25 protein-coding genes are annotated in these 23,352 nt (G+C 37.9%); 11 read left to right on the forward strand and 14 right to left on the reverse strand.

Annotated features, from left to right (window positions below; genetic code table 11):
• Window position 1: 1 nt before the first annotated feature.
• From PQ474_RS10965 to PQ474_RS10980, 4 genes are all read left to right on the forward strand, one after another.
• Entirely contained in the window at window positions 2–178 is a 177-nt protein-coding gene (locus PQ474_RS10965; RefSeq protein ID WP_273842985.1) for a spore gernimation protein GerPD, read from the forward strand.
• A 13-nt stretch (window positions 179–191) separates the two neighbouring features.
• Window positions 192–566, forward strand: coding sequence for a spore germination protein GerPE (locus PQ474_RS10970; protein WP_273842986.1), 375 nt, complete (start codon window positions 192–194; stop codon window positions 564–566).
• A 56-nt stretch (window positions 567–622) separates the two neighbouring features.
• The gene (locus PQ474_RS10975) at window positions 623–841 is read left to right on the forward strand and encodes a spore germination protein (RefSeq protein ID WP_273842988.1); all 219 of its coding nucleotides are present in this window, start codon (window positions 623–625) and stop codon (window positions 839–841) included.
• A 176-nt stretch (window positions 842–1,017) separates the two neighbouring features.
• Window positions 1,018–1,443 (forward strand): Hsp20/alpha crystallin family protein, encoded by a 426-nt coding sequence (locus tag PQ474_RS10980; RefSeq protein WP_273842989.1) that lies wholly within the window; start codon window positions 1,018–1,020, stop codon window positions 1,441–1,443.
• Window positions 1,444–1,481: 38 nt separating this feature from the next.
• Here PQ474_RS10980 and PQ474_RS10985 read toward each other — a convergent pair whose 3' ends face one another.
• Window positions 1,482–3,635, reverse strand: coding sequence for a DNA topoisomerase III (locus tag PQ474_RS10985; protein WP_273842991.1), 2,154 nt, complete (start codon window positions 3,633–3,635; stop codon window positions 1,482–1,484).
• A 199-nt stretch (window positions 3,636–3,834) separates the two neighbouring features.
• On the opposite strand from PQ474_RS10985, the gene coaA reads away from it, so the two are divergent.
• The gene (coaA, locus tag PQ474_RS10990) at window positions 3,835–4,788 is read left to right on the forward strand and encodes a type I pantothenate kinase (RefSeq protein WP_273842993.1); all 954 of its coding nucleotides are present in this window, start codon (window positions 3,835–3,837) and stop codon (window positions 4,786–4,788) included.
• 109 nt (window positions 4,789–4,897) lie between these two features.
• Here coaA and PQ474_RS10995 read toward each other — a convergent pair whose 3' ends face one another.
• Window positions 4,898–6,046, reverse strand: a complete 1,149-nt coding sequence (locus PQ474_RS10995) for a D-alanyl-D-alanine carboxypeptidase family protein (RefSeq protein WP_273842996.1) — start codon at window positions 6,044–6,046, stop codon at window positions 4,898–4,900.
• A 326-nt stretch (window positions 6,047–6,372) separates the two neighbouring features.
• On the opposite strand from PQ474_RS10995, the gene PQ474_RS11000 reads away from it, so the two are divergent.
• Window positions 6,373–6,960, forward strand: a complete 588-nt coding sequence (locus PQ474_RS11000; RefSeq protein WP_273842997.1) for a cell wall hydrolase — start codon at window positions 6,373–6,375, stop codon at window positions 6,958–6,960.
• 31 nt (window positions 6,961–6,991) lie between these two features.
• Here PQ474_RS11000 and PQ474_RS11005 read toward each other — a convergent pair whose 3' ends face one another.
• Window positions 6,992–7,492, reverse strand: a complete 501-nt coding sequence (locus PQ474_RS11005) for a GNAT family N-acetyltransferase (protein ID WP_273842999.1) — start codon at window positions 7,490–7,492, stop codon at window positions 6,992–6,994.
• 123 nt (window positions 7,493–7,615) lie between these two features.
• On the opposite strand from PQ474_RS11005, the gene PQ474_RS11010 reads away from it, so the two are divergent.
• Complete coding sequence (locus PQ474_RS11010) at window positions 7,616–8,266, forward strand: hypothetical protein (RefSeq protein WP_273843001.1); 651 nt, start codon at window positions 7,616–7,618, stop codon at window positions 8,264–8,266.
• Between the two features lie 184 nt (window positions 8,267–8,450).
• A complete protein-coding gene (locus PQ474_RS11015; protein ID WP_273843003.1) occupies window positions 8,451–10,955 on the forward strand; it encodes a CBS domain-containing protein in 2,505 nt (834 codons plus the stop codon).
• 43 nt (window positions 10,956–10,998) lie between these two features.
• On the opposite strand, the gene PQ474_RS11020 is transcribed toward PQ474_RS11015, so the two are convergent.
• Window positions 10,999–12,279: an acetyl-CoA hydrolase/transferase family protein gene (locus PQ474_RS11020; RefSeq protein WP_273843004.1), complete on the reverse strand. Its 1,281-nt coding sequence runs from the start codon at window positions 12,277–12,279 to the stop codon at window positions 10,999–11,001.
• Between the two features lie 202 nt (window positions 12,280–12,481).
• On the opposite strand from PQ474_RS11020, the gene PQ474_RS11025 reads away from it, so the two are divergent.
• Window positions 12,482–13,465 (forward strand): LCP family protein, encoded by a 984-nt coding sequence (locus tag PQ474_RS11025; protein WP_273843006.1) that lies wholly within the window; start codon window positions 12,482–12,484, stop codon window positions 13,463–13,465.
• Between the two features lie 92 nt (window positions 13,466–13,557).
• Here the strand turns inward: PQ474_RS11025 and fabF are convergent, their stop codons facing one another.
• Both fabF and PQ474_RS11035 read right to left on the reverse strand, forming a co-directional pair.
• On the reverse strand, window positions 13,558–14,799 hold the full coding sequence (gene fabF, locus PQ474_RS11030; protein ID WP_273843008.1) for a beta-ketoacyl-ACP synthase II: 1,242 nt from the start codon (window positions 14,797–14,799) through the stop codon (window positions 13,558–13,560).
• A 48-nt stretch (window positions 14,800–14,847) separates the two neighbouring features.
• Window positions 14,848–15,786 (reverse strand): beta-ketoacyl-ACP synthase III, encoded by a 939-nt coding sequence (locus PQ474_RS11035; protein ID WP_273843010.1) that lies wholly within the window; start codon window positions 15,784–15,786, stop codon window positions 14,848–14,850.
• Between the two features lie 183 nt (window positions 15,787–15,969).
• Here PQ474_RS11035 and PQ474_RS11040 point away from each other — a divergent pair, with 183 nt between their 5' ends.
• A complete protein-coding gene (locus PQ474_RS11040) occupies window positions 15,970–16,302 on the forward strand; it encodes a hypothetical protein (RefSeq protein ID WP_273843013.1) in 333 nt (110 codons plus the stop codon).
• A gap of 37 nt (window positions 16,303–16,339) precedes the next feature.
• Here the strand turns inward: PQ474_RS11040 and PQ474_RS11045 are convergent, their stop codons facing one another.
• From PQ474_RS11045 to PQ474_RS11055, 3 genes are all read right to left on the reverse strand, one after another.
• The gene (locus tag PQ474_RS11045) at window positions 16,340–16,660 is read right to left on the reverse strand and encodes a hypothetical protein (RefSeq protein ID WP_273843017.1); all 321 of its coding nucleotides are present in this window, start codon (window positions 16,658–16,660) and stop codon (window positions 16,340–16,342) included.
• Window positions 16,661–16,784: 124 nt separating this feature from the next.
• Complete coding sequence (locus tag PQ474_RS11050; protein ID WP_390185796.1) at window positions 16,785–16,955, reverse strand: ComZ family protein; 171 nt, start codon at window positions 16,953–16,955, stop codon at window positions 16,785–16,787.
• An 83-nt stretch (window positions 16,956–17,038) separates the two neighbouring features.
• Window positions 17,039–17,995: a BMP family ABC transporter substrate-binding protein gene (locus PQ474_RS11055; RefSeq protein ID WP_273843022.1), complete on the reverse strand. Its 957-nt coding sequence runs from the start codon at window positions 17,993–17,995 to the stop codon at window positions 17,039–17,041.
• A 250-nt stretch (window positions 17,996–18,245) separates the two neighbouring features.
• On the opposite strand from PQ474_RS11055, the gene PQ474_RS11060 reads away from it, so the two are divergent.
• The gene (locus PQ474_RS11060; RefSeq protein WP_273843025.1) at window positions 18,246–19,841 is read left to right on the forward strand and encodes a peptide chain release factor 3; all 1,596 of its coding nucleotides are present in this window, start codon (window positions 18,246–18,248) and stop codon (window positions 19,839–19,841) included.
• Window positions 19,842–19,957: 116 nt separating this feature from the next.
• Here PQ474_RS11060 and PQ474_RS11065 read toward each other — a convergent pair whose 3' ends face one another.
• The 5 genes from PQ474_RS11065 to argF all read right to left on the reverse strand — a co-directional run bounded on the left by PQ474_RS11065 (window position 19,958) and on the right by argF (window position 23,342).
• On the reverse strand, window positions 19,958–20,131 hold the full coding sequence (locus PQ474_RS11065; protein ID WP_273843028.1) for a hypothetical protein: 174 nt from the start codon (window positions 20,129–20,131) through the stop codon (window positions 19,958–19,960).
• Window positions 20,132–20,135: 4 nt separating this feature from the next.
• On the reverse strand, window positions 20,136–21,038 hold the full coding sequence (locus tag PQ474_RS11070) for an NAD-dependent epimerase/dehydratase family protein (protein WP_273843031.1): 903 nt from the start codon (window positions 21,036–21,038) through the stop codon (window positions 20,136–20,138).
• Between the two features lie 125 nt (window positions 21,039–21,163).
• Entirely contained in the window at window positions 21,164–21,907 is a 744-nt protein-coding gene (locus tag PQ474_RS11075) for an alpha/beta hydrolase (protein ID WP_273843034.1), read from the reverse strand.
• Window positions 21,908–22,130: 223 nt separating this feature from the next.
• Window positions 22,131–22,322 carry a YjzC family protein gene (locus PQ474_RS11080; protein WP_273843037.1) on the reverse strand — a complete coding sequence of 64 codons (192 nt, stop codon included), beginning with the start codon at window positions 22,320–22,322 and terminating at the stop codon, window positions 22,131–22,133.
• A 66-nt stretch (window positions 22,323–22,388) separates the two neighbouring features.
• Complete coding sequence (gene argF, locus PQ474_RS11085; RefSeq protein WP_273843039.1) at window positions 22,389–23,342, reverse strand: ornithine carbamoyltransferase; 954 nt, start codon at window positions 23,340–23,342, stop codon at window positions 22,389–22,391.
• Window positions 23,343–23,352 lie beyond the last annotated feature (10 nt).

Raw genomic sequence — 23,352 nt, forward strand, 5'->3', positions numbered from 1 at the left:
GATGAACTTTACAGTAGTAAATAAAAACGTAAGTGTAGACAATGTTCGGATCATTGGTGTTTCTTCTTCTTCTCTTTTTCTTGTAGGAGATGCTGATACAATCACATTATCTTCAGCCTTTGATACACCACCTGAATCCTTAATAATTGGACCATTTGTTCCGCTTAGTCCTGAATAAAGGAGTGTTTGGTTTGTTCAAGAGAACGTCTCTAGTTAAAGACATTCATGTTCGAAGTGTATCAAGCAGTTCTATTTTCCAAATTGGTGATTCCACTCACATAACACCACGTTCCCGTGCTTTAGCTGTACAACGCCAAGCTGAGCTCTTTTATGGGAAAGAAGGAGACTTCAATCAATATTCAGTATTTAACAAGCCAATACCAAAGCCACAAACTCTTGAGCACGTCGCATTTTCTAAATACAACATCTCGCCTTTTATTAAAGTCAATCACATTGATATCCTTGGGGTTTCAGCCTCGGCTGTATTGCATATTGGTTCAACGAAAACCTTTGAATCTGAAGCTAGAGTTAAACATATAAGGCAACTTTTTGGAACGAAAGAGTAACGACGCTACGATCTTTGAATAAAGTAAAGTAATTCTGATATGAAAAGGGTGTTCGTATGCCTTCTATAGTTACTGGACCGCTCAAAATTAATTCGAATGAGGGAGTAATGAACTTTGGTGATTCGTTAAACATCTCTCCGAAAAGTTCATCTAAATCTGTTTCTGGTTCAGGTGGCGGTATTTCTGGAGATTTTGTTGTAACGAATAATGGTTTTAACATTAATAATGTCTCAGATCCAGATGTACTTGATCAAAATCAAACGGCAAATGTTTAAGAGTCTGTTCAAAAAGGGGTGGTTTTCCCTTTTTGAACAGACTCTAAGCAATGAGCGGAACCGCTACAAGGTTTTGAGCCTCTAGGAGTGGGGTTCTCCTAGAGGCGTGTAGCGTGTGGAGCCATTGCCATCTTTTTGAACACGCTCTTTAAATGAAGAAAAAGTGGTGAGTGATCTTGGATTTTTACTCAAATGAATGGAGTAAACCATTCAAACATATTTTTGAGGATGAGTTTTGGGGAAAGTTCAATCAATATTTTAATGGGGCTGGAAATCAACCTAAAGCTAATATCTATGAATCTGGAAATGAATTAATCTGTACGTTTTTTTTACCTGGAATTAAATCGGTGGAAGACATTCGTTTAAATGTCTATGAAAGTGTACTTGAAGTAAGTGGCGTCATTAACCTGGAGTATAACGGTTTTCGACTGATTCATGAAGAGCAACAACAAGGATCCTTTAAACGCACACTTGAACTACCATTTCCTGTTCGCAAGGATAAGGTTGAAGCCTCTTACAAACGTGGATTATTAGCTGTTCACCTCTTTCGATTAATCCCAAACAAGAGTACTCAAGCTATTTCAATAATAGATGAGGAATAAAGATCAGGCTTTGATGACTGATCTTTATTCCTGTGCTGTTAATCTTGAAAAGTGATCTTTTTTTGTTCTTGGCTCCAAACAAGTTTAGCCTGAAACGTTTGATCTCCTTTTACAAATCCCTCTATCATTTCAGTATGACCTTCTTTTAATAGATGCCTCACATCTTTTTGTCTTATTTTTTTCTTTAGAATGGTCTTTGATACGGTAAACCTACAATGATTCGTTTTATACGAACCACATCCATAAAATGTTCCTCTGTCCAAGACCGCGCCTCCACAACTTGGACACTTCCCAACAGAGGTTAATCTTCCTTTACCTTTTTTGGGACTCCTTTGCATCGATGAGATATCAAAATTAGAAAAGTCCCAAGATTTTACTTGGTTTTCAGCTTCCTGTAATAAATGTTCAACGAGCTTCTTCGTTTGCTCCATAAAGGTTACCGATGATGCCTCTCCCTTTCCTATCTCACGGAGGCGTTGCTCCCATTTGGCTGTCATTTCTGCTGAAGTGAGTACACTTTCTCCTAAAGCCTCTATTAACAAACGACCTTTCTCAGTTGGGGCTACGATGTTTCTTGTAACAGTCATATATCCCCGGTCTTTTAAAATAGAGATGATTCCAGCTCTTGTCGCTTCCGTTCCTAATCCTTGTGATTCCATCAGAATTTTCTCTAAATCTGAATCACTAATTTGTTTCCCTGCCATCTTCATCACATTAATGAGCTGTCCTTCTGTATAACGCTTTGGTGGCTGTGTGATCGACTCTTTTACTTTTGTTTTTGTAACAGTTCCCTGTTCCCTCAGTTCCAAAATTGGTAGGAATTTTTCTTCTTTTTCCGACTTTTTATCCGGATAAATAATCTTTCTCCACCCAACCTGTTTAATCACCTTTCCCTTGGATTGAAATGTCGCTCTTTGATCAACTAACGTCTCAATCTTTGTGGTTGAAATAATAGCATCCTCTTCATGTGCTGCTAAAAGAGCACGAACAACTAAATCATAAATGTTTTTTTCTTCTGTCGTTAGTTTATCTAAATTAGGGATTTGTTCAGTTGGAATAATCGCATAGTGATCCGTCACTTTTTTTTCATTTACATAGCGCAGGTTTCCGATTAAGGATGGGATAGGAAGTGGAAAAAAAGGAGCGAATTCTGGCTTTGTCGATAATGCCTTCAGAATGGTTGGAAACGTAACGGCTTCTCCTTTTGTAACAAAAGAGGAATCTGTACGTGGATATGAAATATAACCCTTCACATATAGTTTCTGTGCAATATCTAAAGTCATTTTAGGAGAATACTTAAACCGTTGATTAGCGGTTGTTTGCAGACTAGAAAGTGTAGGCAAAAAAGGTGGTTTATAACGCTTTTCCTCAACTTTTACATCGATAATTTCGGCGCCTTTTCCTTCACAGAATTCGGAGATTTTTTTTGCCATTTCGGCCGAATCTAAGCGCGTTTCCCCTTCTTTATGCCAGATTCCCTCATATCTTTTTCCCTCTATATTAAATTTACTAATAACCTCCCAAAAAAGCTCTGGTTTAAAGGCCTCAATCTCCTTTTCTCTTTTAACAATTAACGCAAGAGTCGGCGTCTGCACTCTCCCAGTTGAAAAAACATCATGAATTCCTTTTTGTTGTAGCAGTAACGTGTAGGCTCTTGATGCATTCATTCCAACAAGCCAATCGGCACACGCTCTACTAAGAGCCTCAAAATATAACGGCCGCGTATCTTTTTCTGATCGTAAAGATTTAAACCCCTCTTCAACAGCTGCTTGTGTCAAAGATGATAGCCATAAGCGCTTTAATGGCTTGTCTATTTGACATTGATTTAAGACGAGTCGAACAATTAATTCACCTTCTCGTCCTGCATCTCCTGCCATTATGATTTCTTCGATGATCGGCTGAGTCACTAATTGTTTAATCACCTGGAATTGCTTGTATTTCCCCTTCGAAACTTGATGAAGAAACCGTTCAGGTACGATCGGTAACGTTTCTAAATTCCATGACTTCCACTTAGGATCATACATTTCTGGTGGAACCAACTCACATAAATGACCAATTGCCCATGTCACGTATGCACCATTTGGAAACTGGGGATTCTTTTTTATCTCAATATAGCCTGTCCTTTTTATAGATGGAAAGGGAGCTGCTAATTTCGCTCCTTGGTCTGGCTTTTCTGCAATAATCACTTTCATAGCCTTTTCGTTCCTTTCCACTCTTATTTATTCTATTACTTCACAGCATTCTTTTTCTCACTTAGAACAAGCAACTAGTCTTTTACACAAATACTATTATAACTCATTCCAAATGAAGTAAAGGGAAAAATACCACTTATCATTCAATAAATGTTACTATACAATAGAGATAAATTCTTCCCGAAAAAAGGAGAACCAAATGGCTACTTTAAATAAGGCTGTCCCTTTATCAGCCTATACATTATTTACCCGTGCTGAATGGGCTAAACTATCTAAATCAACAACGGATATGCTATCTCCAATTGAGCGAGCTCAGTTAGGTAGTATAAATGAAACCATCTCAGCTGAAGAAGTTTCTGATATCTATTTACCTTTATCACAACTGCTTTATATGCATATGACTAAATCTGTCCAATTACATGAAAATGTCAATCACTTTTTGCAAAAAAAGACAAAAAAGGTCCCGTTTGTAATCGGTGTTGCAGGCAGTGTTTCTGTCGGAAAAAGTACTACAGCTAGACTCATCCAAGCGCTTTGTTCAAGGTGGCCTAATAGCCCTAAAGTGGATCTTATTACAACAGATGGCTTTTTATACCCTAATGCTGTTCTTGAAGAAAGGGGATTAATGAAGCGTAAAGGGTTCCCTGAAAGTTACGACATTGGACGTTTAATTCGCTTCCTTTATGAATTAAAATCTGGTCGCGCTTACATTGAAGCACCCATGTACTCACACTTAACCTATGATATTTTAGAAGACCAAGCGCAAAAAATTATAGAACCTGATGTCGTGATTGTTGAGGGGATTAATGTCCTTCAAGTTAATAAAAAGGATCGTAGGATTCCACAAGTGTTTGTTTCTGATTTCTTTGATTTCTCCATTTATGTGGATGCCGATGAGGAAGACATACTTAGTTGGTATATTGAAAGGTTCAAACTACTACGCAACACCGCTTTTCAACAACCCGAATCCTTTTTTCACCGTTATCGCCATTTATCTGATTCACAAGCATTCGATTTTGCAAAGGACGTTTGGTCCACAATTAATGGAGTTAACTTAGAAAAAAACATTCGTCCAACTCGTCACCGTGCTGATTTAATTTTAAAAAAAGGTGCCGGTCACAAAGTAAAAGAAGTCCATTTAAAAAAAATGTAACATCCCATTTTTGATTCAATTTAGCAGCCATAGAATTAGAAGCGTACATCGTTTTAACTCTATGGCTGTACTCCACTCTATATAAAGACCGCTTATTTGCCTTGTAATCTTATCTTAGGTTTAAGATTGACATTAACTGCGTCATCCAACGTTCAATGAAGGTTTGTTCCTCTTTTTTCTCCTTTAAGGTTTGATCTATAGGCTCTTCTGTTCTTTGTTTAACATTTTTGCTCCTTTCGACTGGAGTTAACACTGTCGATAATAGGAATGCATGATCTTCTGTTTTGATAGATAAAATACCTTCATCTTTTACTTTCATACTGGCCTCTTCTTCACCTTTTTTAGTTAAGAAATGAACATCGTCTATTAATTCATAGACCTCTCCGGTCTCGGCTTGAAATAAATAGCCTTTATTTATGACGTTACTTTGATAGTGCTTAAAACCGAAATTAAACATCGCTTCCATATCAGTATAAGCTTGCTCTGAAGAAGGAGCATTCAGCGTTACTGCGATTAACTCGGTCTCATCTCTTAACACGGTTGAAACAAGAGTAAAGCCCGATTGACTCACATATCCATTTTTGACTCCCGTCGCTCCTTCATAACGCCAAAGTAAGCGGTTATGATTATGAATAGTCGTCTCCCACCCTTCTCCAATCCACTCCATTTCCTTTGTCCCAACAATTTCTCTAAAGAGTTCGTTTTGCATAGCATACTGAGTAATTTTCGCCATATCATAAGCGGTTGTTACATGATCTTCATCAAACAAACCATGTGGATTCGTAAAATGTGTATCCTCTACACCGATTTTTTCCCGAACAAACTCATTCATTCTTTTAGCAAAACGTTTTTCTGTACCTGCTAAATGTTCTGCAATCGCCGTTCCTGCGTCATTTCCTGAATTAATTAACAATCCTTGTACGAGTTTTAATAATGGAACTTGCTCATTCTCTAGTAAATATACTCGTGTCCCAATCGTATTTCTCGCTCGTTCACTTACGGTCACTAATTCGTTTAATTCTCCTTCTTCTATGGCTACAATCGCCGTTACAATCTTGGTAATGCTTGCCGGATACATGGTTTGATTCATATTTTGTTCATATAATACTTGCCCACTGCTTTTATCCATGAGAACGGCCGTTTCACTATGTAATAAAATCTCATTATCTTCTGCTTTTACTTTATGGGATCCAAGAACACTATTTAACATAATTAGAACAATCATACAAAAAGCACCTATTAATCTTGTTGTATTCAAAATCCTTCCTCCTAGTTTGCAAATCAGCAACATTATTATATCGAAAAATCATTACAGTTAAATGACAACCTTGTTACAGAAATAAAAAATAATACCTAGCTCTAACAGCTTAGAAAGCCCCCTTCTCTACTTTCATTCTATTAAAATGCAGGATTATTAGAGATTTCTTCATAGTTTGTTACAGAACTGTAAAGAAACAAGTTGATGCTTACTCTACCTAAGATTCCTCTTCTTTTATACTTACGGTTGGAAAAAGTTGGACCCGTTTTACCCTTGGTTTTTATGATAGTTTTATAGAGTCATATTTTCCGAGGAGGCTTTAACTTATGAAAAAATTTATCATTACATTATGCGCAACGGCATCGTTACTTTTTATTGGAGCAACTGAAACAAATGCTCAATCTCGTACACACACCGTAGTATCTGGAGATACATTTTATAAATTAGGACAACATTACGGAGTGGCCGCTACTGCAATTCAACAAGCTAACAACAAATCATCTTCGACTATATTCGTAGGTGAACAATTAACAATCCCAGCTTCTATATCTGCAGCCGAAAAAGATTTATTAGCTCGTCTTGTTCTTGCTGAAGCTGAAGGTGAACCCTATGCTGGTAAAGTCGCTGTTGCAACAGTAGTTTTAAACCGAGTTGCTCACCGTGATTTCCCTAACACGATTGGCGGTGTTATTAATGAAGTATCATCTGGTCATTACGCGTTTTCTCCTGTCCAAAACGGACGTATAAACCGTGCAGCAGATGCAGAATCTATTCGAGCTGTTGAAGAAGCATTAGCTTTCAGTGGACAAGGTTCAGGTTCACTCTTCTTCTATAACCCTCGAATTGCTACTAATCATTGGATTGCTACAAGAACACAAACGGTACGGATTGGAAATCACGTTTTTGCAAAATAATGAACAAGAGACTGCCAATTGGCAGTCTCTATTATTCGTGTAGTTGTTTGACCATATGCTCTTCATCAATATAAGTATCATCGATCTTTAAAGCATTCTTCTCATAGCCATATCGCTCAAAACCTAACGACTTGTAAAGCTGTTTCGCCCTTTCATTTCTAGCAGCCACAACTAAAGTCACTTGTTCAACACCTTCTTTAATGGCCATTTCCATCGCATAATGAAGAAGCTTCTTAGCCATACCGTGTCCCCTAGCTTCCTCCCTAACATAAACACTTCCAATTGCAGCCTTATGTCTCATTTTTAAGAAACTTGAACGTGCCATACTGACGATACCTACTAGCTTACCTAGTTGATCAAACAAACCATAATAGCTCGTTCCTTGCAATTGCGCCTCAAAAAATGAAAGGGGCTTGTCCACTTCTTCCTCATAGCTAGCTGCAAATGCTTCTGGTACTTGCTTTAATGCCAAAATTCTTATATCTCTAAAGGGTTTGGCATCATTTTTATCAAGCTTTTGCAATTTCATCATAGACATCCTCTCTTTTTGAAGAAAACTTGCCATTTATCACTTTACCTATATTTTATGACAACAGGAACTTCTTACTCTTACGTAGAATACTTTTAGTATACATAAGTGAAGGGTGTGGTGAAGATGACTCGAATATCTAAATCAGGAAGAGTAAGAGCAGAGCGAATACAATCCTCATATGTAAATCGTCTGACTGAAGCAGGTGGAGTCAATAAAATTCAACACATTCAACGAATCGAAAAATTAAAAAATCCAACGAACCATCCTTCAGAAAACCAGCTACTTTCTTTTGAGCGATATTATCAAACGATTCGTGAAGCCAAAAAAGAATTTAAACATTATTACAAGCATGAAAAAGACCTGTATGAAGCGGTTCTTCATTTAGAAGAGCACGGTAAGAGATTATTCACTCAACTTGAAGATTTTGTTCAAAAGTACAATAAAGCACTTGTTTCTTTACAACATTTTGATACTCTAGCAGGTACAGAACACGTCACTCCCATATATGAAACCTTTAGATCTTTTTCTGAAGCTTTTCATTCCATTGGTATTAAGAAAAATAAAAATGACACCTTAAGCTATAATCCCTACCATTTACAAGAAGCCATCACTCACTCAAGAGAATCTGTGTCCGAGCTAATCGATCAATTTAAAGAGGCAGTAGTCGAACAATACCAAACTTTAGTCAAAGTAAACAAACAATCCCCTCATCAAACTGTCTATCACTCACATCCTATTGAAATAAAGGGATTAATCATTGAAGAAGAAGGGTAAAAAAGCTGAAAAACCTTTTTCGAATGCCTTAAAGTAATGAGCGTAGCCGTTGCACTTCCTCGAATATCCTTTCAAAATGTTTTTTCTTTTGGATCTCTTTCGTAGGGTTCTTTATTTTAATACTTATCATTAAATTAAAGAATTTGGTACACTTAAAGAAAGTAAATGAAAAGAGGATAAATAGATGGAAGTCATAGTCTCACATGTGAATCTCGATTTCGATGGATTGGCTTGTTTGCTCGCTGCCAAAAAGCTCCATCCAAACGCCAAAGTAGCTTTAACCGATAAGCAACATCCTACAGTCAAATCGTTTCTTGCTATTTATCGAGATCAATTAGCTTTCTCTTCTTATGAAAATATCGATTGGAAAAAATTAAAAAAACTTATCCTTGTTGATGTGGCTTCTGTTAAACGAACTGGTATTCCGTTGCCTTCAATCAGTACAGAAGTTGAAACGATTGTGTATGATCACCATTCTCCCAAAGACGACGATCTCACTACAGGGATTCGCTATATTAAAAATTACGGAGCTGCGATCACCCTTCTGTTTGATCACATCATGGAGCAGGGTCTCTCAATCAGTCCTTTTGAAGCGACTTTATTTGGCTTAGGACTATATACCGATACCGGAAATTTCACGTTCCAACAAACGACAGCTAGAGACCTCCATGTAGCATCCATTTTAAGAGAATTGCAAATGGATGTCACCTTAATTGATCGATTCCAAGAACAAGTCTTAACAGCCGCTGAAAAACAATTGCTGCATGTGCTCTTAACTAATGGAGAAGAAAAGGTTATTAATGGAATTACTATGTTTGTCACCTCTCATGAGCAGTCATCTTATATAGGTGGTCTTGCCACCATTACAAGAAAAGTATTGGAGTCGACCGGTGTTGACGCGGTCATCTCAATCGTTAAAATGAAGGATCATGTGTATGTGGTAGCGAGGTCGAGTTCAGAAAGAGTTGATTTCCGTTCTTTAATGGAAAATCTCGGCGGTGGTGGCCATAGTCAGGCCGCTTCAGCAACCGTAAAAAAAACAGCGCTACTCGATGTGAAAAAGACCGTTCAAACATCACTGAATCAACTAATAAGAAAAGCGATAACTGCCGCAGACATCATGTCTTTTCCAGTAAAATCGGTGTCACCTAATGACTCTATTAACTCCGTGCTTGAACAAATGTATCAGTATGGGCATACAGGCTTTCCTGTTTTAAACGAACAGAATGAACTGATTGGTGTGATATCAAGGCGTGATGTTGACAAAGCGACTCACCATGGACTCGGACATGCACCTGTGAAAGGGTATATGACTACCCAATTGGTTGTATTAAGTCCAACAACCTCATTAGAAACCATTCAAGAAACGATGATGAAGCATAACATAGGTCGTATTCCAATCGTGAATGAAGAGAAACAAGTCGTGGGTATTTTATCGAGAACGAATGTTATTGAACAGTTACATAAGCAAACCAATCATGAAGAAGAACCTGTCCTGCAGACCATCAAGAAGCAGTTATCTCCAGATATATATAAACTTCTGATTGACATAGGAACACTCGCTGATGAACAGCAAATATCAGCCTTTTTAATTGGTGGCGTCGTAAGAGATTTCCTTTTAGAGCGCCCTAATGAAGATATTGATATTGTCGTCGAAGATGATGGTATTCTTTTTGCCGATTTACTCAGCAAAAAGATAGGAGGGGATGTAAAAACTCATGAAAAATTTGGTACAGCTACATGGACAACACCTAGTGGTTTAAAGCTTGATATTGTCACATGTCGGACTGAGTACTATGATTCCCCTGGGACATTACCGATAGTAAGACCTTCCAATCTGAGAGAAGATCTTAGAAGACGTGATTTTACAATTAATGCCATGGCCTTGCAGATTAATAGAACCCACTTTGGTACTCTCATTGATTTTTTCCAAGGCCAAGAGGATATAAAAAAGAAAAAAATTCGGATTCTCCATACACTAAGCTTCATAGAAGATCCCACTCGAATTATTCGAGCTGTTCGATTTGCGATTCGATTTAATTATAAACTGGCTGAACAAACCTATCATTTAGCAATTGATGCTTGCTCTATGCTAAAACAAGTAAGTTCAACAAGGTTTCTACATGAAATGGACTTACTGATCAAAGAAAATTCAATCATTCCTGGGGTTCAACTTCTTAACGACATTGGCGTTTGGAAATCTCTTTTCGATTTACAAGTTAAGGAACACCAAATGGCTTCGATTAAACGACTAGAATCCTATCATTTTCAAGATCCATTTTCTTATTTAATCGCTTTATTGTACAAACAAAAGGCATGGAAACACCAAATAAAACGGTATGCCATAACGACTAAACAACAACAACTTGTAAAACAACTTGAGGAAATGGCGAAAACTGTGTTGCCTTCTAACATTACTCTAAGTGAACTACACTTACGTTTCGCCACTTTTAAAGAAGAAAATCTGCTTCTCTTTGCTCTGTTAATTCAGCACAAGAAATTAGAACAATACATTGTGAAACGTCAAAATCTTAATCCATTATTAACTGGCGAAGACTTAATTGAACAAGGGATTAAACCTGGTCCTAAGTTTTCAGAAATCCTTCACCAACTCACATGTTTGCAGCTCGATCAAAAACTACTCACAAAAAAAGAAGCTATAGACTGGCTCCTGCAAACAAAATTTTAATAAACAAGGATCGTTTATGTAATCATAAAACGATCCTTGATATTTATAATCCCATCTCTTTAGCTTGTATTCTGAGGTCCTCTCTGAATTTCGGATGAGCAATATTAATTAAAGCTTCAGCCCGTTCTCGGACCGTCTTTCCTCGCAATTGCGCTACTCCATATTCAGTAACGACATAATCTACATCATTTTTTGACGTTGATACGACAGATCCTTTTGCTAAGGTTGGAACAATCTTAGAAATCGTTCCTTCTTTTGCTGTCGAGTGCAAACAGATAATCCCCTTTCCGTTCGCGGCCATACGAGCACCTATTCCAAAATCCCCTTGACCGCCCGTTGAAGAGTAATATCGACCTCCAATTGACTCAGAATTACACTGGCCAAAGAAGTCTACTTCTATCGTAGCATTTATTGTCACCAACTGATCAATTTCCGAAATAAAACAGCTCGCATTCGTTTGATCAACCGGATACATCTGAACTTGCTCGTTGTTATGAATAAAGTCATACAACCTGTTTGTCCCGTAAGCAAATGTCGCTGTCATACTCCCAGGATGTAAGGGGTTCTTTGCATTCGTAACAGCACCTGACTCAAATAGATCAACGACTTTGTCAGGGATCATCTCGGTAAAAATAGTTAGATCTTTGTGATTAATTAAAAAATTCATTATCGCATTCGGAATCGCACCAAACCCAATTTGAAGCACGTCTCCATTTTGAATCATCGAGGCGACTTTCCTACCTATAATCTCATCCTCTTCTCTCAAAGGAATTTCAGGTGTTACCGGTAGTCGTTCATGATGTTCAAAAATAACATCCACATCTGAGATATGAATATGATTCTCCCCATACGTGTAAGGCATAAATTGATTGACTTCAAGGATTATTTTTTTGGCATGTGGTAATAATGTGGAGATATAATCACAATTAGTACCAAGTGAAAAATAACCCTCACTATTCATCGGCGATACGGTAGCCATAACAACAAGGTTTTCCGAGATCTGTTTAAGTATAGCTGGTAAATCTGAGAAGTGATTGGGCAATAAATCGATCTCCTTATCATAAAAAGCTCTACGCTCGTCCTTATTTAAAAACATCGAAATGACTTTTACTTTTTCAGGTTCCATTTCGACAACCGGATACAAAGATAACATTTGAAATAATCGATTACCTTTTAATTTAGGATGATTGGGTAGCGCCTTAATTAGCGTGGCTGGTTCCCCTACCGCAAGTGGTACCACAATATCTTCATTAGGTTCAATGATTAATACTGCATCTAGGGCACTAGATGCTTGTTTCTCTTTGTATATTTGTTGAACATCCATTTTATTCCTCCTATCCGAAAAACTGATTTGTGTAAAAGAGAAAAAACGTGAATCATTCATTTTTATTTTCATTCATGAAATCTTACTCTCCAACGAATAATAATACTATGAATTCAAGTTCGTTTCCACGTATTATTTGTTTAATATAGTGTCTACAGTTGATTAAACTATATTCAAGACGGGAACGTAAGGAGGGCTCCATATGTCTACCCGAAAGAGGATAAGAAGAAAAAACAAAAAGTCAGTTATTAAAAAACTTTTCATTTCAACCATTATTGCTATTGCACTTATTCTGTTCACAATAGGAAGTTACGTCTATTTACAATATGAAGCTGGAAAATCACTCTCAGAAAACCAACTTTCCGAGGCTAGTGAAACACCTACGATCCCAAAAAAACATTCTACTAAGAAAATATTATCGACAAATGAACCTGAGAATAATGCACCAATAAATGTGTTGTTAGTTGGTGTCGATAAATTAAATAATGGGTTAGCTCGAACAGACACCATTATGATAGCTCAATATAATCCGTTAAATGGCGATAGCAAAGTCGCTTCCATTATGCGAGATTCATACGTTGAAGTACCCGGTCGTTCAAATAATAAAATAAATGCATCGTTTGCATTTGGAGGCGTCGATTTACTACGAGAAACCATTAGGCATAATTTCGGTTTAGACATCCATTACTATGCGTTAATTAATTTTGAAGGTTTCATTCATTTAGTTGATACAATCGCACCTAATGGCATTACGGTTTTGACCGAAGAACAAATGTATGATCCAAACAACTCGATCAAATTTCAACCAGGTGAACATGTATTAGACGGGGTAAATACATTAAATTATGTACGATTTCGTAAAGATCGAGAAAATGACTTTGGACGTGTCCGCCGGCAACAAGAAGTATTAAATCTGCTTAAAAATGAACTTTTCACTTTATCAGGAATTAGTAAAATACCAAAACTAACTGGAATGATTGAACCCCACCTTGACACAAATATTCAAACGTCTAAACTTCTTAGTCTTGGGCGTGATGTCGTCCTTAATCCCATTGATGAGATCAAAACGCTTCGTATTCCTATAGATGGTAGTTTTAAAGATGCTTATTATCAGCATGCTGGCTCCGTTTTACAGATGGATTTAGAAGAGAACCAAAAAGCTATTCAGGAATTCTTCTCTAACTAACAACTGACAACTTAAGCAGCCTTTATAATCGAAAAAAGCTGACTCGCTTGAATTCTTTTTAAGAAAAGAACTCGATTGAGTCAGCCTTTTTATTACTCGGTATATTCTTTAAAAACAAGTGTAGCGTTATGCCCACCAAACCCAAGAGAGTTGCTTACCGCAGCTCGTACACGTTGCTTGCGCGCTTCATTAGGTACATAATCTAGATCGCAATCTGGATCAGGTGTTTCATAGTTAATCGTTGGAGGAATAATCCCTTCTTGAATCGCCTTAACAGAGAAGATTGCTTCTACTGCACCAGCTGCCCCTAAAAGATGTCCAGTCATCGATTTTGTAGAACTCACAGCCATTTTATAAGCATGGTCACCAAAAACTGCTTTGGCAGCCATCGTTTCAAATTTATCATTGTAAGGTGTACTTGTTCCATGTGCATTTAAATAATCGATTTCTGTCGGTGCAAGACCCGCATCATCGATAGCTTGCTTCATTGCCCTTGCTCCACCTTCTCCTTCAGGTGCAGGAGCAGTTAAATGATGTGCATCGCCCGTTGCTCCGTATCCAACAACTTCAGCATAAATCGTTGCTCCACGCTTTTTTGCAGATTCTAAGCTTTCAATAATCAAAATACCAGCACCCTCACCCATGACAAAGCCATCACGATTTGCATCGAATGGGCGTGAAGCTGTTGCTGGGTCTTCACTAGTTGAAACAGCTTTAGCAGAACAGAAACCTGCTACTGCCATATTTGTAATCGGAGCCTCAGAACCACCTGTGATCATGATATCAGCATCTCCACGTTGAATGACCTTGAAAGCATCACCAATTGAATTAGTTCCCGATGCACAAGCAGTAACCGAACATGAGTTAATTCCTTTTGCACCTGTAATAATGGAAACTTGCCCAGAGGCCATATCAGGAATCATCATTGGTACAAAAAATGGACTTACACGACGATGCCCTTTTTCAAGGAATTGACGGAAATTATGCTCATACGTTTCCATCCCACCGATTCCAGAACCAATCCAGACCCCGACTCTAGGTGCAATATCTTCCGTTATTTCAAGGTTTGCATCTTTTAATGCCATCAAGGAGGCCGCTACAGCAAATTGTGTAAAGCGGTCCATTTTTCTTGCTTCCTTCTTATCAACAAAATCACCAGGTTCAAAATCACAAATTTCAGCTGCGACTTTCATCGGAAATTCCTCTGCAGGTACTCTTGTTAGAGGGCCTACCCCGGATTTTCCTGCAATTAAATTTTGCCAGCTTGTTGCAACGTCAAGACCTAAAGGAGTTACAGCTCCCATTCCTGTTACTACGACACGTTTTTTTTCCACGAATGTTCTCTCCTTTGCGTTCAATTAATGTATCTCGTACCTTTTTGATTACTTACCCCATCTAATAGCAACAGAACCCCAAACTAGCCCTGCTCCAAAACCAACTAATACTAGGACATCTCCATCCTTAATCTTACCACTTTGTAACTCATCGACCAAAGCCATTGGAATCGATGCAGAAGACGTATTTCCATATTTATGAACGGTCTTCGACATCTTTTCAATTGGAAGATCCAAACGTTGTCTAGACGCTTCCATGATCCTTATATTCGCTTGGTGAGGAACAAGAAAGTCACAATCTTCTTTTGTTAATCCAGCTTTTTCAAGAACTCTTAACGCAGAATCACCCATTTGACGAACGGCAAATTTAAACACTTCGCGACCATTCATTTCCAAGAAAGGTCCTTGTTTATTAATATGCATGGCCCCTGAACCATCAGCTCCTAGTTCGAACGCTAAAATACCCTTATCATCAGAAACAGGTCCCAGAACCGCAGCACCTGCACCATCTCCGAACAATACCGCCGTATTACGGTCTTCAAAGTTAGTAATTTTCGATAGCTTCTCTACACCGACCACCAGAATATATTTGTACGCGCCATTTTCAATAAATTGTTGACCTGTAGCCAACCCGTAAATAAAACCGGCACAAGCAGCACTAATATCCATTGCAGCGGCTTTCGTTGCACCAAGACGATGTTGAATCATCGCCGACACACTCGGAAAAGCCATGTCCGGGGTAACAGTTGCCACTAAAATCAAATCAATTTCCTCAGCTGAAAGTTCAGCCTGCTCTAATGCGTTCTTAGCAGCCAAATAGGCCATATCAGAACTATCTATATCTTTAGGGGCAAATCGTCTTTCCTCTATTCCAGTTCTTGTTCTTATCCACTCATCATTTGTATCCATTTTTTTTTCTAAATCAGCATTCGTAACAAGTTCTTCTCCTATATAACTACCCATACCAAAGATTCCAGCTTTTGTCATTTTCACATTCCCCTTTCGCGATTCACACACGATTGTTTGGGCTTATATTAGTACCTGATACTAATTTTAACTCATCTTGTAACCACTGTCTATATTTAACCCTTGAAATAGGCCTTAGTCTTTACACAGAGAAAGAGAACGACCCATACAATACTAGGGAAGTATAGAAAAGGAGGAAAAAAAATGAGTGAAGAACCAAAACATCAAACACAAAGTGATTTTTTTTCAGATTTAATGTTCGGTCGTCGTCCCATGCCACCTGAACAAGAAGATGCCAATCAAGCAACATTCGAAGCGAATGCGAATTCTGAAAACCCTTCTTCTTCCAAGGAACCGCAATCGAACGAAAACAAACAACCCGATCAACTAGAGAGTATTTTTGCCCTTGTCCAATCACTTGGTCCAGTCATTGATAAATTAGCTCCACTAGCCGGAGCCGTTTCTTCTTACTTTAATAAAAATAAAAAAGAAGAAACAACCAAAACTGACTCTAAGAAAAAGAACGCTAACGATTAATGTTAGCGTTTTTCCTTAAAATTCTCTAAATAAAGAATCAATCTTCTTTTTGTAATTCTTCCATTAAATCGTTAAAAAATCCATCAAGTTGTTGCATAAATTTGGTTTCTTCTTCTGTTTTAGGTTCCATTTCCTTTACTTCACTATAGGTTTGTAAAAAACCTTCTAAATCACCTGTACGGATTTGCGCAAGGCTATAAGAGGCAAATAGACGGATATGTGGGGCTTGACTTCTTCTCATTAACTCGATAAAAGGTTGCAATTTTTTGATCGCTTCTGTATCACGCTTTTCTTTTACTAGCTGGAATCCTTCTTTCATTTCTTGTGCAAATACTTTTAATTTCTCTGTCTTTTCCATCTAATCTCCTCCTCTAAATCGGCAACGCGCAAGATGTATAACAAGGATTTGAATCATCCCAAAAACAAAAGCTCGGTCCGAACATGAATTCGGTCGAGCTACTATGTATTCTTATTTAATTTACCTATTCACTTGCTTCGTTTTTCCCCAATTCATAAGCCTCATTCATAACATTAAGCAATAATTCCAACATCGGCTGTAGATCTTCCATGTTTAACTCAATCCCTTTATCATCAAGGAATTTCTTTCCGTCCGGAAGGTGTTTCATAGCAATTTGCATAAATTTCATATTCATTTCAGGATTATTCACAATTATCCACCTCGTTCTCTGATCTATCACCATTACCATACTATGACAAACTACATAAAAGCAAGTCCTTACAAAAACGGTTCAGTCGGTAGCTCTCCCGTTTCCATATAAACCCTTACCGCTTCTTCAATCTTCTGCTTTAGCTCCTCCGGTACTTTTGTACTAAAGGCTCCTAAACTAATAACTCCATCTGCAAAGTCAAATTGTAAATTACCCGTTTCTAATTGCTGCTTATAATAGAGTTCTGCAATTAGTTCATATAAGTGGTCGACATGCTGCACGGTACTTGTTAACACAGTGCTTTCACCTAAATCAGATTGGTCCCCAACAAAACCGATAGCGTACAAGCCTTCTTTTCTGGCCTCTTCAATTACTTGAACGTGATATCCGTCACCAGCAGGATAAAATACATCTACACCAACATCTTTTAACTGTTCAAAATAACTTAATGCTTTTTCACTATCTGCCCAATCTTCTACATAATTCACATGTGCATTCGAATTGCCATAAAGAGCAGCACCCGCTTCAAATCCTTTAATCTCCGGTTGCCAAGGGAAGGCCGCAATGGCTCCTACATGTCCTGTTTCAGACATGGCAGCTGCCACCATTCCAGCAAAATACCCCATTGCATAACTATTAAAATGGAGGCTCGTTACATTCGTTCCCTCTACCTCGCCATTAAAACTAACGAAATGAACATCTGGGTAATCAGGTGCGATTTCAGTGAAGAATTCTGCAAAAAATCTTCCGTGCCCAAAAATAAGCTTGACGTCATCCGTAACAAATTCTTCAATAGCTTTTGTCACCTTTGGCTCTGTATTCATATCTTCTTTAAACGTGACTTCTACATTCAGATTGGAATGAATGTTTAACAAACCTTGATAGCCTTTGCTGTTCCAACCTTGGTCATCTATCGTATCTTCTAGTAACAAGCCAACTCTATTTATAGAGCTTGTATTCGCATCGGCACAACCAATCAGCAAAATTGCTAATAGTAATAATAGTATTCCTCGTTGAATAGACATGTTGACACTCTCCCTATATGTTTGCACCTTATATTATAAAACATTTCCCCTACAAATTTCCCTAACTTTTTACTTTTTCACACTATTCCTGTCCTTTTATTCGTTAATCGTATGTTCATTTCCTCTATAACTTGCTTTTTATCTTCAACTTGTAATATGATTGTAATCTTTTTTGAAAGAAGGTGAAACATCTCGGCAACACTGATATAATGAACCGAGACAATCTGAAGTAAAAAGTGAGGACCAAATTATGAATTATAAACAAGCCGTTCAGTCGCGCCGTACCTTTGCGATTATTTCCCATCCAGATGCCGGGAAAACAACTTTAACTGAGAAATTACTTTTATTCGGAGGCGCCATTAGAGAAGCCGGTTCGGTTAAAGGGAAGAAAACTTCCAAACATGCCATGAGTGATTGGATGGAGATTGAAAAACAACGTGGAATCTCCGTTACGAGTTCCGTTCTTGAATTTGAATATGACGGATATCATGTGAACATTCTCGATACTCCTGGGCATGAAGATTTTAGTGAAGATACTTATCGTACATTAACTGCAGCCGATTCTGCTGCAATGTTAATTGACGCTGCAAAAGGGGTAGAAGCACAAACAAAGAAATTATTTAAAGTTTGTAAAATGCGTGGAATTCCCATCTTCACCTTTATGAACAAGCTAGACCGTCAAGGAAGAGACCCTTTTGAATTAATGGAAGAGCTTGAAGACCTTCTAGGGATTCGCTCTTATCCAATGGGTTGGCCAATTGGAATGGGGCAGTCCTTTTCTGGAGTATATGATCGTCACAATAAAAAATTGGAATTGTACAACCCAGAAAACCCTAAAGAAATTGATGTGATTCAACTAGAGGGACCTGATGATCCTAAGTTAGATGAAGCTATTAATGATGAAGGTCTTGTTGCTCAATTTCGCGAAGAACTTGAATTACTAGATGTCGCAGGAGATGAATTTGATGCAGAATTGATTGCACAAGGCCAACTTACTCCTATCTTTTTCGGAAGTGCAATCTCTAGTTTTGGTGTACAAACATTTTTAGAGCATTATCTCAATCTCTCGCCTTCTCCTACACCTAGAGAAAGTTCTAAAGGGATTATTGAACCATTAACACATACTGCCTTTTCAGGTTTCATCTTCAAAATCCAAGCTAATATGAATCCTGCACATCGGGATCGTATCGCGTTTTTAAGAATCACATCTGGAAAGTTTGAACGTGGAATGAACGTTAAACACGTCCGAATTGGGAAGAACTTAAAATTATCACAACCTACTCAATTTTTAGCTCAAAGTCGAAGCATAATTGATGAAGCTTATGCAGGTGACATCATCGGATTATTTGATCCAGGTACTTTCAGAATAGGAGACACCTTAGTCGAAGGAGAGGGTTTTGAATTTGATGAGATGCCTCATTTCTCACCTGAATTCTTTAGTGCGATTACCGTTAAAGAAGCACTCAAACATAAATCATTTGAAAAAGGACTTCAGCAATTAACGGAAGAAGGTGCCATTCAGCTTTTTAAAACGTATAATCGCTTTTCTGAACAACAAATAGTTGGTGTCGTCGGAGTCTTACAGTTTGAAGTGCTAGAATATCGTTTGAAACATGAGTACCATGTTGACATCCAATTAGAACGCCTTCCCTTCTCTTTTGCGCGTTGGGTAGCGGGCCCTCAAGCAGCCATGGATGCTTTCAAAAAGTCTCAACGTAACTTAGCCACCGATCGCGACGGCCGGATTGTCGTGCTATTTGAAAATGAGTTCCAAATGCGAACCGCTATTGAAAAATACCCTGAGATGAAATTTTATGAGAATTCATTTATTCGTGAAACCGAATAGATCAGAGAATTTCATCAAAGGCAGCCAGTTAGAAATACTTAACTGGCTGCCTTTTTTAATGAACTAACAAAAAACGTAGATACCCAATGTATCCACGCCTTTCACATGTAACAATTTTAGTGGTCTCTAGATTTCCTTCGATAAATAAATTCAACTGTCCCTCCGAGAATTAGGCCAAAAATGACACTTATTCCCTCTCCAAGATGCAAAATTCCATACAAGAAACTATAAGAAATAATGGTCACCAAGGCAAATATTAATATCCCGATCACGACCTGTTTACTCTGCACGGGTTCACTTCCTATCGAAACTTCTTTGATGGTGCCATTGTGTCACATGTTCCTTTTGTTTGGCAAGTCCTTTCTCTAAAGTAACTTTCGGCTTGAACCCAAGAAGGTTTAATGCTTTATCCGGGACCATTGAAGTCTTGATTGGATTTTTCTTTATTTCACCTTTAAATTCTAAAAGTTCTAATCCTTTATACCATGTATCCTCTTCCCCTGAAGCAAGCTGAATAATTTCGTTTTCAACTTTTTTAACTCCTGCTAAATAAAATGCTTCTACACAATCTTCAACATATAACGCATCTAATGTGGATCGGTCTTGATCCGGTGTTGTCTCCCCAGTAATGATTTGCTGAAAAGTCATATCAGCTCGTTGCCAAGGCCCATAGATGGTTGGTAAACGTAAAATGGTATAGGCGATCTTCCGCTCACTGCAGTCTCTTTGAATAAGCCTCTCACTTGCTAATTTCGTAATTCCATATGGTGTTGTGGGGTTTGCTGGTGTTCTTTCCGTTATCTTGCCAGGGCGCTCCCCATAAACCTCAACGGTAGATGCATAAATGAATGTTGCCCTAGGAGGGAGTGCTTTCACTAACTTTTTCGTTATATTCACATTATTTTCTATGACTTTTTGTAACCTTTTCCACTTGCTATCATTTGATGTCGAAGCTGCTAAATGATAGACCACGTCTACTTCTTTTAAGGCTTCTTCAAAATTAATTTGTTCTAAATTTTGATCTATTAATCTGACTAAATCGTTACGTCCAATCCTCATCCATTTTTCTTCTTGTTCATCTTTTTTCTCGGGTGTCATTTCATCAACAATTACGACGTCAATTCCTTCACGTAATAACTTTTGAACTAAATGGAATCCAATAAACCCCAGTCCTCCTGTAACAAGTGCTTTTTTCATACGCAACTCCTTTCATTAAAACCATATTATCTACAAGTTGCTTCGAGCTAGTTGAAAAAGGAAGACCATCTTTTTCAACTAGCTCTATGTAAAAAGCCTCCTCATATGTCTTTTTTAGAGAGAGGCTATAAATATTTTTCATATTTCTTATAAAATGGGAACACAGATTGCGCGGCTTTATAGAACGATTTATCGTTCCCATGTATCCTTAAGTTTACAAAGACCTCTTGAGTAGCTAATTTTTGTTGAAAAGGGCGACTGTGCTTCGATAAAGGATAGCGTTTTTCTAGCATATGACAGTGAATCGATAACGGAGGAATTTGTTTTGTTACAATTTCTGGTGTGATTGAGTCAATCCATTTTGAATCAATTTCTTTTTTGCTCTTATGATAAGATTGTTCTAGTTCTTTAAGAAACCTCTTAAAGTATAGCTTATTCTCTTGCTCTTGTTGATAGAACTCATTTAATGAAAAACAAGGATTTACAAAATAGCAGGAACGTGTTCGATCCGAATACTCATTTATCCATTGAATCGCTAATAATGCACCAGTTCCTTCAGCAAATAAATGAATCTTTTTGTTTAAAATCTCTTGTTTCAAGACAAGATGATACAATTGTTTTAGTAATTGATACGCCTTAATACTTCCCCAATGCCTGTTATATAAAGATGAAGCAACCACCGTATAGCCTCTACTTAAGAGGTTTTGCAGAAAGACATGTCTTTCTGGATGCTGTTCCCAGTCACTCGTATCCTCCTCCACCACCATCGCATTATCTCCAAGTAAGAATACAGCAAATCCACTAGGTCGTTCTGGAAGATAGATGACGTTCCACTGTTCTTCAATGCGAATAAAGCGTGCATGTACCATTGTACGTCTCTCCCATCATTTCTATGTTTTCTTCTATATTCCAAACATAGCTTTATCTTTACTACGTTATGCAACAGATTAAAAAATGGAAGTCAAAAGTGTGGAGGAATACGTTATTATATTCATTCCATTGTTCATACATGAAATAAAGGGCCGCATCTGTACATAAAAAAACCTCTCCATCCTCTTAAGCTTAACAAAAGAGAACGGAGAGGTTGGAGGATTATTCTCCCCCTCTTTTTTTATGTTTCGGTGTCCATTTACGGTTATGGTTTTGTGTATCAGGAAACGTGTCTCCCGCTTCCATTTTTAATGACTTAGGATTTTGAACCATATCTCCTGTTTCACCAATTTCTACATAAATCCCATTGTTAGGTGCTTTTTGACCTGGTTCAAACTGTCGACTCTGTCCCATAGTTAAAATCCCTCCTTCCATGATTAGATTACCCAGAAGTAAACTAATCATGAACGGAGATGTGTCTTATTTGCCTAATAAAGCTAATATAATTGCTTTTTGTGCATGAAGACGATTTTCAGCTTGATCATAAACAACAGATCGATTTCCATCAATAACTTCTGAAGTCACTTCTTCTCCCCGGTGCGCAGGCAGGCAGTGAAGGAAAATGAAATCATCTTTAGCTAAAGCAATCAATTGATCATTAACTTGATAAGCACTAAATTGCTTCAGTCTATCTTCTTGTTCTTGTTCAAAGCCCATGCTGGCCCAAACGTCCGTATAAATGACATCAGCGTCCTTAACTGCTTCTAGTGGGTCATGAGTTTGCATAAGGGAGGCCCCAGTTTCTTCAGCTGCTTTCTGTGCTTTTTCAAAAATGGTTGCATTGACTTCATAACCTTTAGGCGTTGCAACACTTATATCCATCCCTACCTTTGCTCCTGCTGCAAGCAAAGAATGTGCTACATTATTTCCATCGCCAACGTAGGCTAGCTTAAGTCCCTTTAATGATCCTTTATGCTCAAGGATCGTTAACAAATCGGCCATAGCCTGACATGGATGATAATAATCTGTAAGAGCATTGATTACTGGAACTGATGCATGTTCAGCTAACTCTTCAACTAGCTCATGTGAATTGGTCCGAATCATAATGGCATCCACATATCTAGACAATACATGGGCTGTATCTTTAACTGGTTCACCACGACCAATTTGCATGTCTTTAGGACTTAAAAACAATGCGTGCCCCCCTAATTGGGTCATACCTACTTCAAAAGATACACGAGTCCGTGTTGAAGCATTTTCAAAGATCATTCCTAACGATTGTCCTTTTAGTACTTCAGCATAAGCCGCTTTGTTGCTTTTAATATCTTGTGCTTTATCAAGTAATTGACTTATTTGTTTCGGTGTGTAGTCAAGTAGTGTGAGAAAATCACGTCCATAAAATGTTTGATCTTTGACATCTATTGTTGCTTTCACATTCAACACT

The organism is Halalkalibacter alkalisediminis, from assembly GCF_028610705.1.
Classification (GTDB): Bacteria; Bacillota; Bacilli; order Bacillales; family Bacillaceae_D; genus Halalkalibacter; species Halalkalibacter alkalisediminis.

What these genes read in the sequence shown, in the direction of transcription:
- PQ474_RS10965 (WP_273842985.1), top strand. Translation starts at nt 2, where the DNA reads ATGAACTTTACAGTAGTAAATAAAAACGTAAGTGTAGACAATGTTCGG.
- PQ474_RS10975 (WP_273842988.1), top strand. Translation starts at nt 623, where the DNA reads ATGCCTTCTATAGTTACTGGACCGCTCAAAATTAATTCGAATGAGGGA.
- PQ474_RS10985 (WP_273842991.1), bottom strand. Translation starts at nt 3,635, where the DNA reads ATGAAAGTGATTATTGCAGAAAAGCCAGACCAAGGAGCGAAATTAGCA.
- coaA (WP_273842993.1), top strand. Translation starts at nt 3,835, where the DNA reads ATGGCTACTTTAAATAAGGCTGTCCCTTTATCAGCCTATACATTATTT.
- PQ474_RS11000 (WP_273842997.1), top strand. Translation starts at nt 6,373, where the DNA reads ATGAAAAAATTTATCATTACATTATGCGCAACGGCATCGTTACTTTTT.
- PQ474_RS11005 (WP_273842999.1), bottom strand. Translation starts at nt 7,492, where the DNA reads ATGATGAAATTGCAAAAGCTTGATAAAAATGATGCCAAACCCTTTAGA.
- PQ474_RS11010 (WP_273843001.1), top strand. Translation starts at nt 7,616, where the DNA reads ATGACTCGAATATCTAAATCAGGAAGAGTAAGAGCAGAGCGAATACAA.
- PQ474_RS11015 (WP_273843003.1), top strand. Translation starts at nt 8,451, where the DNA reads ATGGAAGTCATAGTCTCACATGTGAATCTCGATTTCGATGGATTGGCT.
- PQ474_RS11020 (WP_273843004.1), bottom strand. Translation starts at nt 12,279, where the DNA reads ATGGATGTTCAACAAATATACAAAGAGAAACAAGCATCTAGTGCCCTA.
- PQ474_RS11025 (WP_273843006.1), top strand. Translation starts at nt 12,482, where the DNA reads ATGTCTACCCGAAAGAGGATAAGAAGAAAAAACAAAAAGTCAGTTATT.
- PQ474_RS11035 (WP_273843010.1), bottom strand. Translation starts at nt 15,786, where the DNA reads ATGACAAAAGCTGGAATCTTTGGTATGGGTAGTTATATAGGAGAAGAA.
- PQ474_RS11040 (WP_273843013.1), top strand. Translation starts at nt 15,970, where the DNA reads ATGAGTGAAGAACCAAAACATCAAACACAAAGTGATTTTTTTTCAGAT.
- PQ474_RS11045 (WP_273843017.1), bottom strand. Translation starts at nt 16,660, where the DNA reads ATGGAAAAGACAGAGAAATTAAAAGTATTTGCACAAGAAATGAAAGAA.
- PQ474_RS11050 (WP_390185796.1), bottom strand. Translation starts at nt 16,955, where the DNA reads ATGAATATGAAATTTATGCAAATTGCTATGAAACACCTTCCGGACGGA.
- PQ474_RS11055 (WP_273843022.1), bottom strand. Translation starts at nt 17,995, where the DNA reads ATGTCTATTCAACGAGGAATACTATTATTACTATTAGCAATTTTGCTG.
- PQ474_RS11060 (WP_273843025.1), top strand. Translation starts at nt 18,246, where the DNA reads ATGAATTATAAACAAGCCGTTCAGTCGCGCCGTACCTTTGCGATTATT.
- PQ474_RS11070 (WP_273843031.1), bottom strand. Translation starts at nt 21,038, where the DNA reads ATGAAAAAAGCACTTGTTACAGGAGGACTGGGGTTTATTGGATTCCAT.
- PQ474_RS11075 (WP_273843034.1), bottom strand. Translation starts at nt 21,907, where the DNA reads ATGGTACATGCACGCTTTATTCGCATTGAAGAACAGTGGAACGTCATC.
- PQ474_RS11080 (WP_273843037.1), bottom strand. Translation starts at nt 22,322, where the DNA reads ATGGGACAGAGTCGACAGTTTGAACCAGGTCAAAAAGCACCTAACAAT.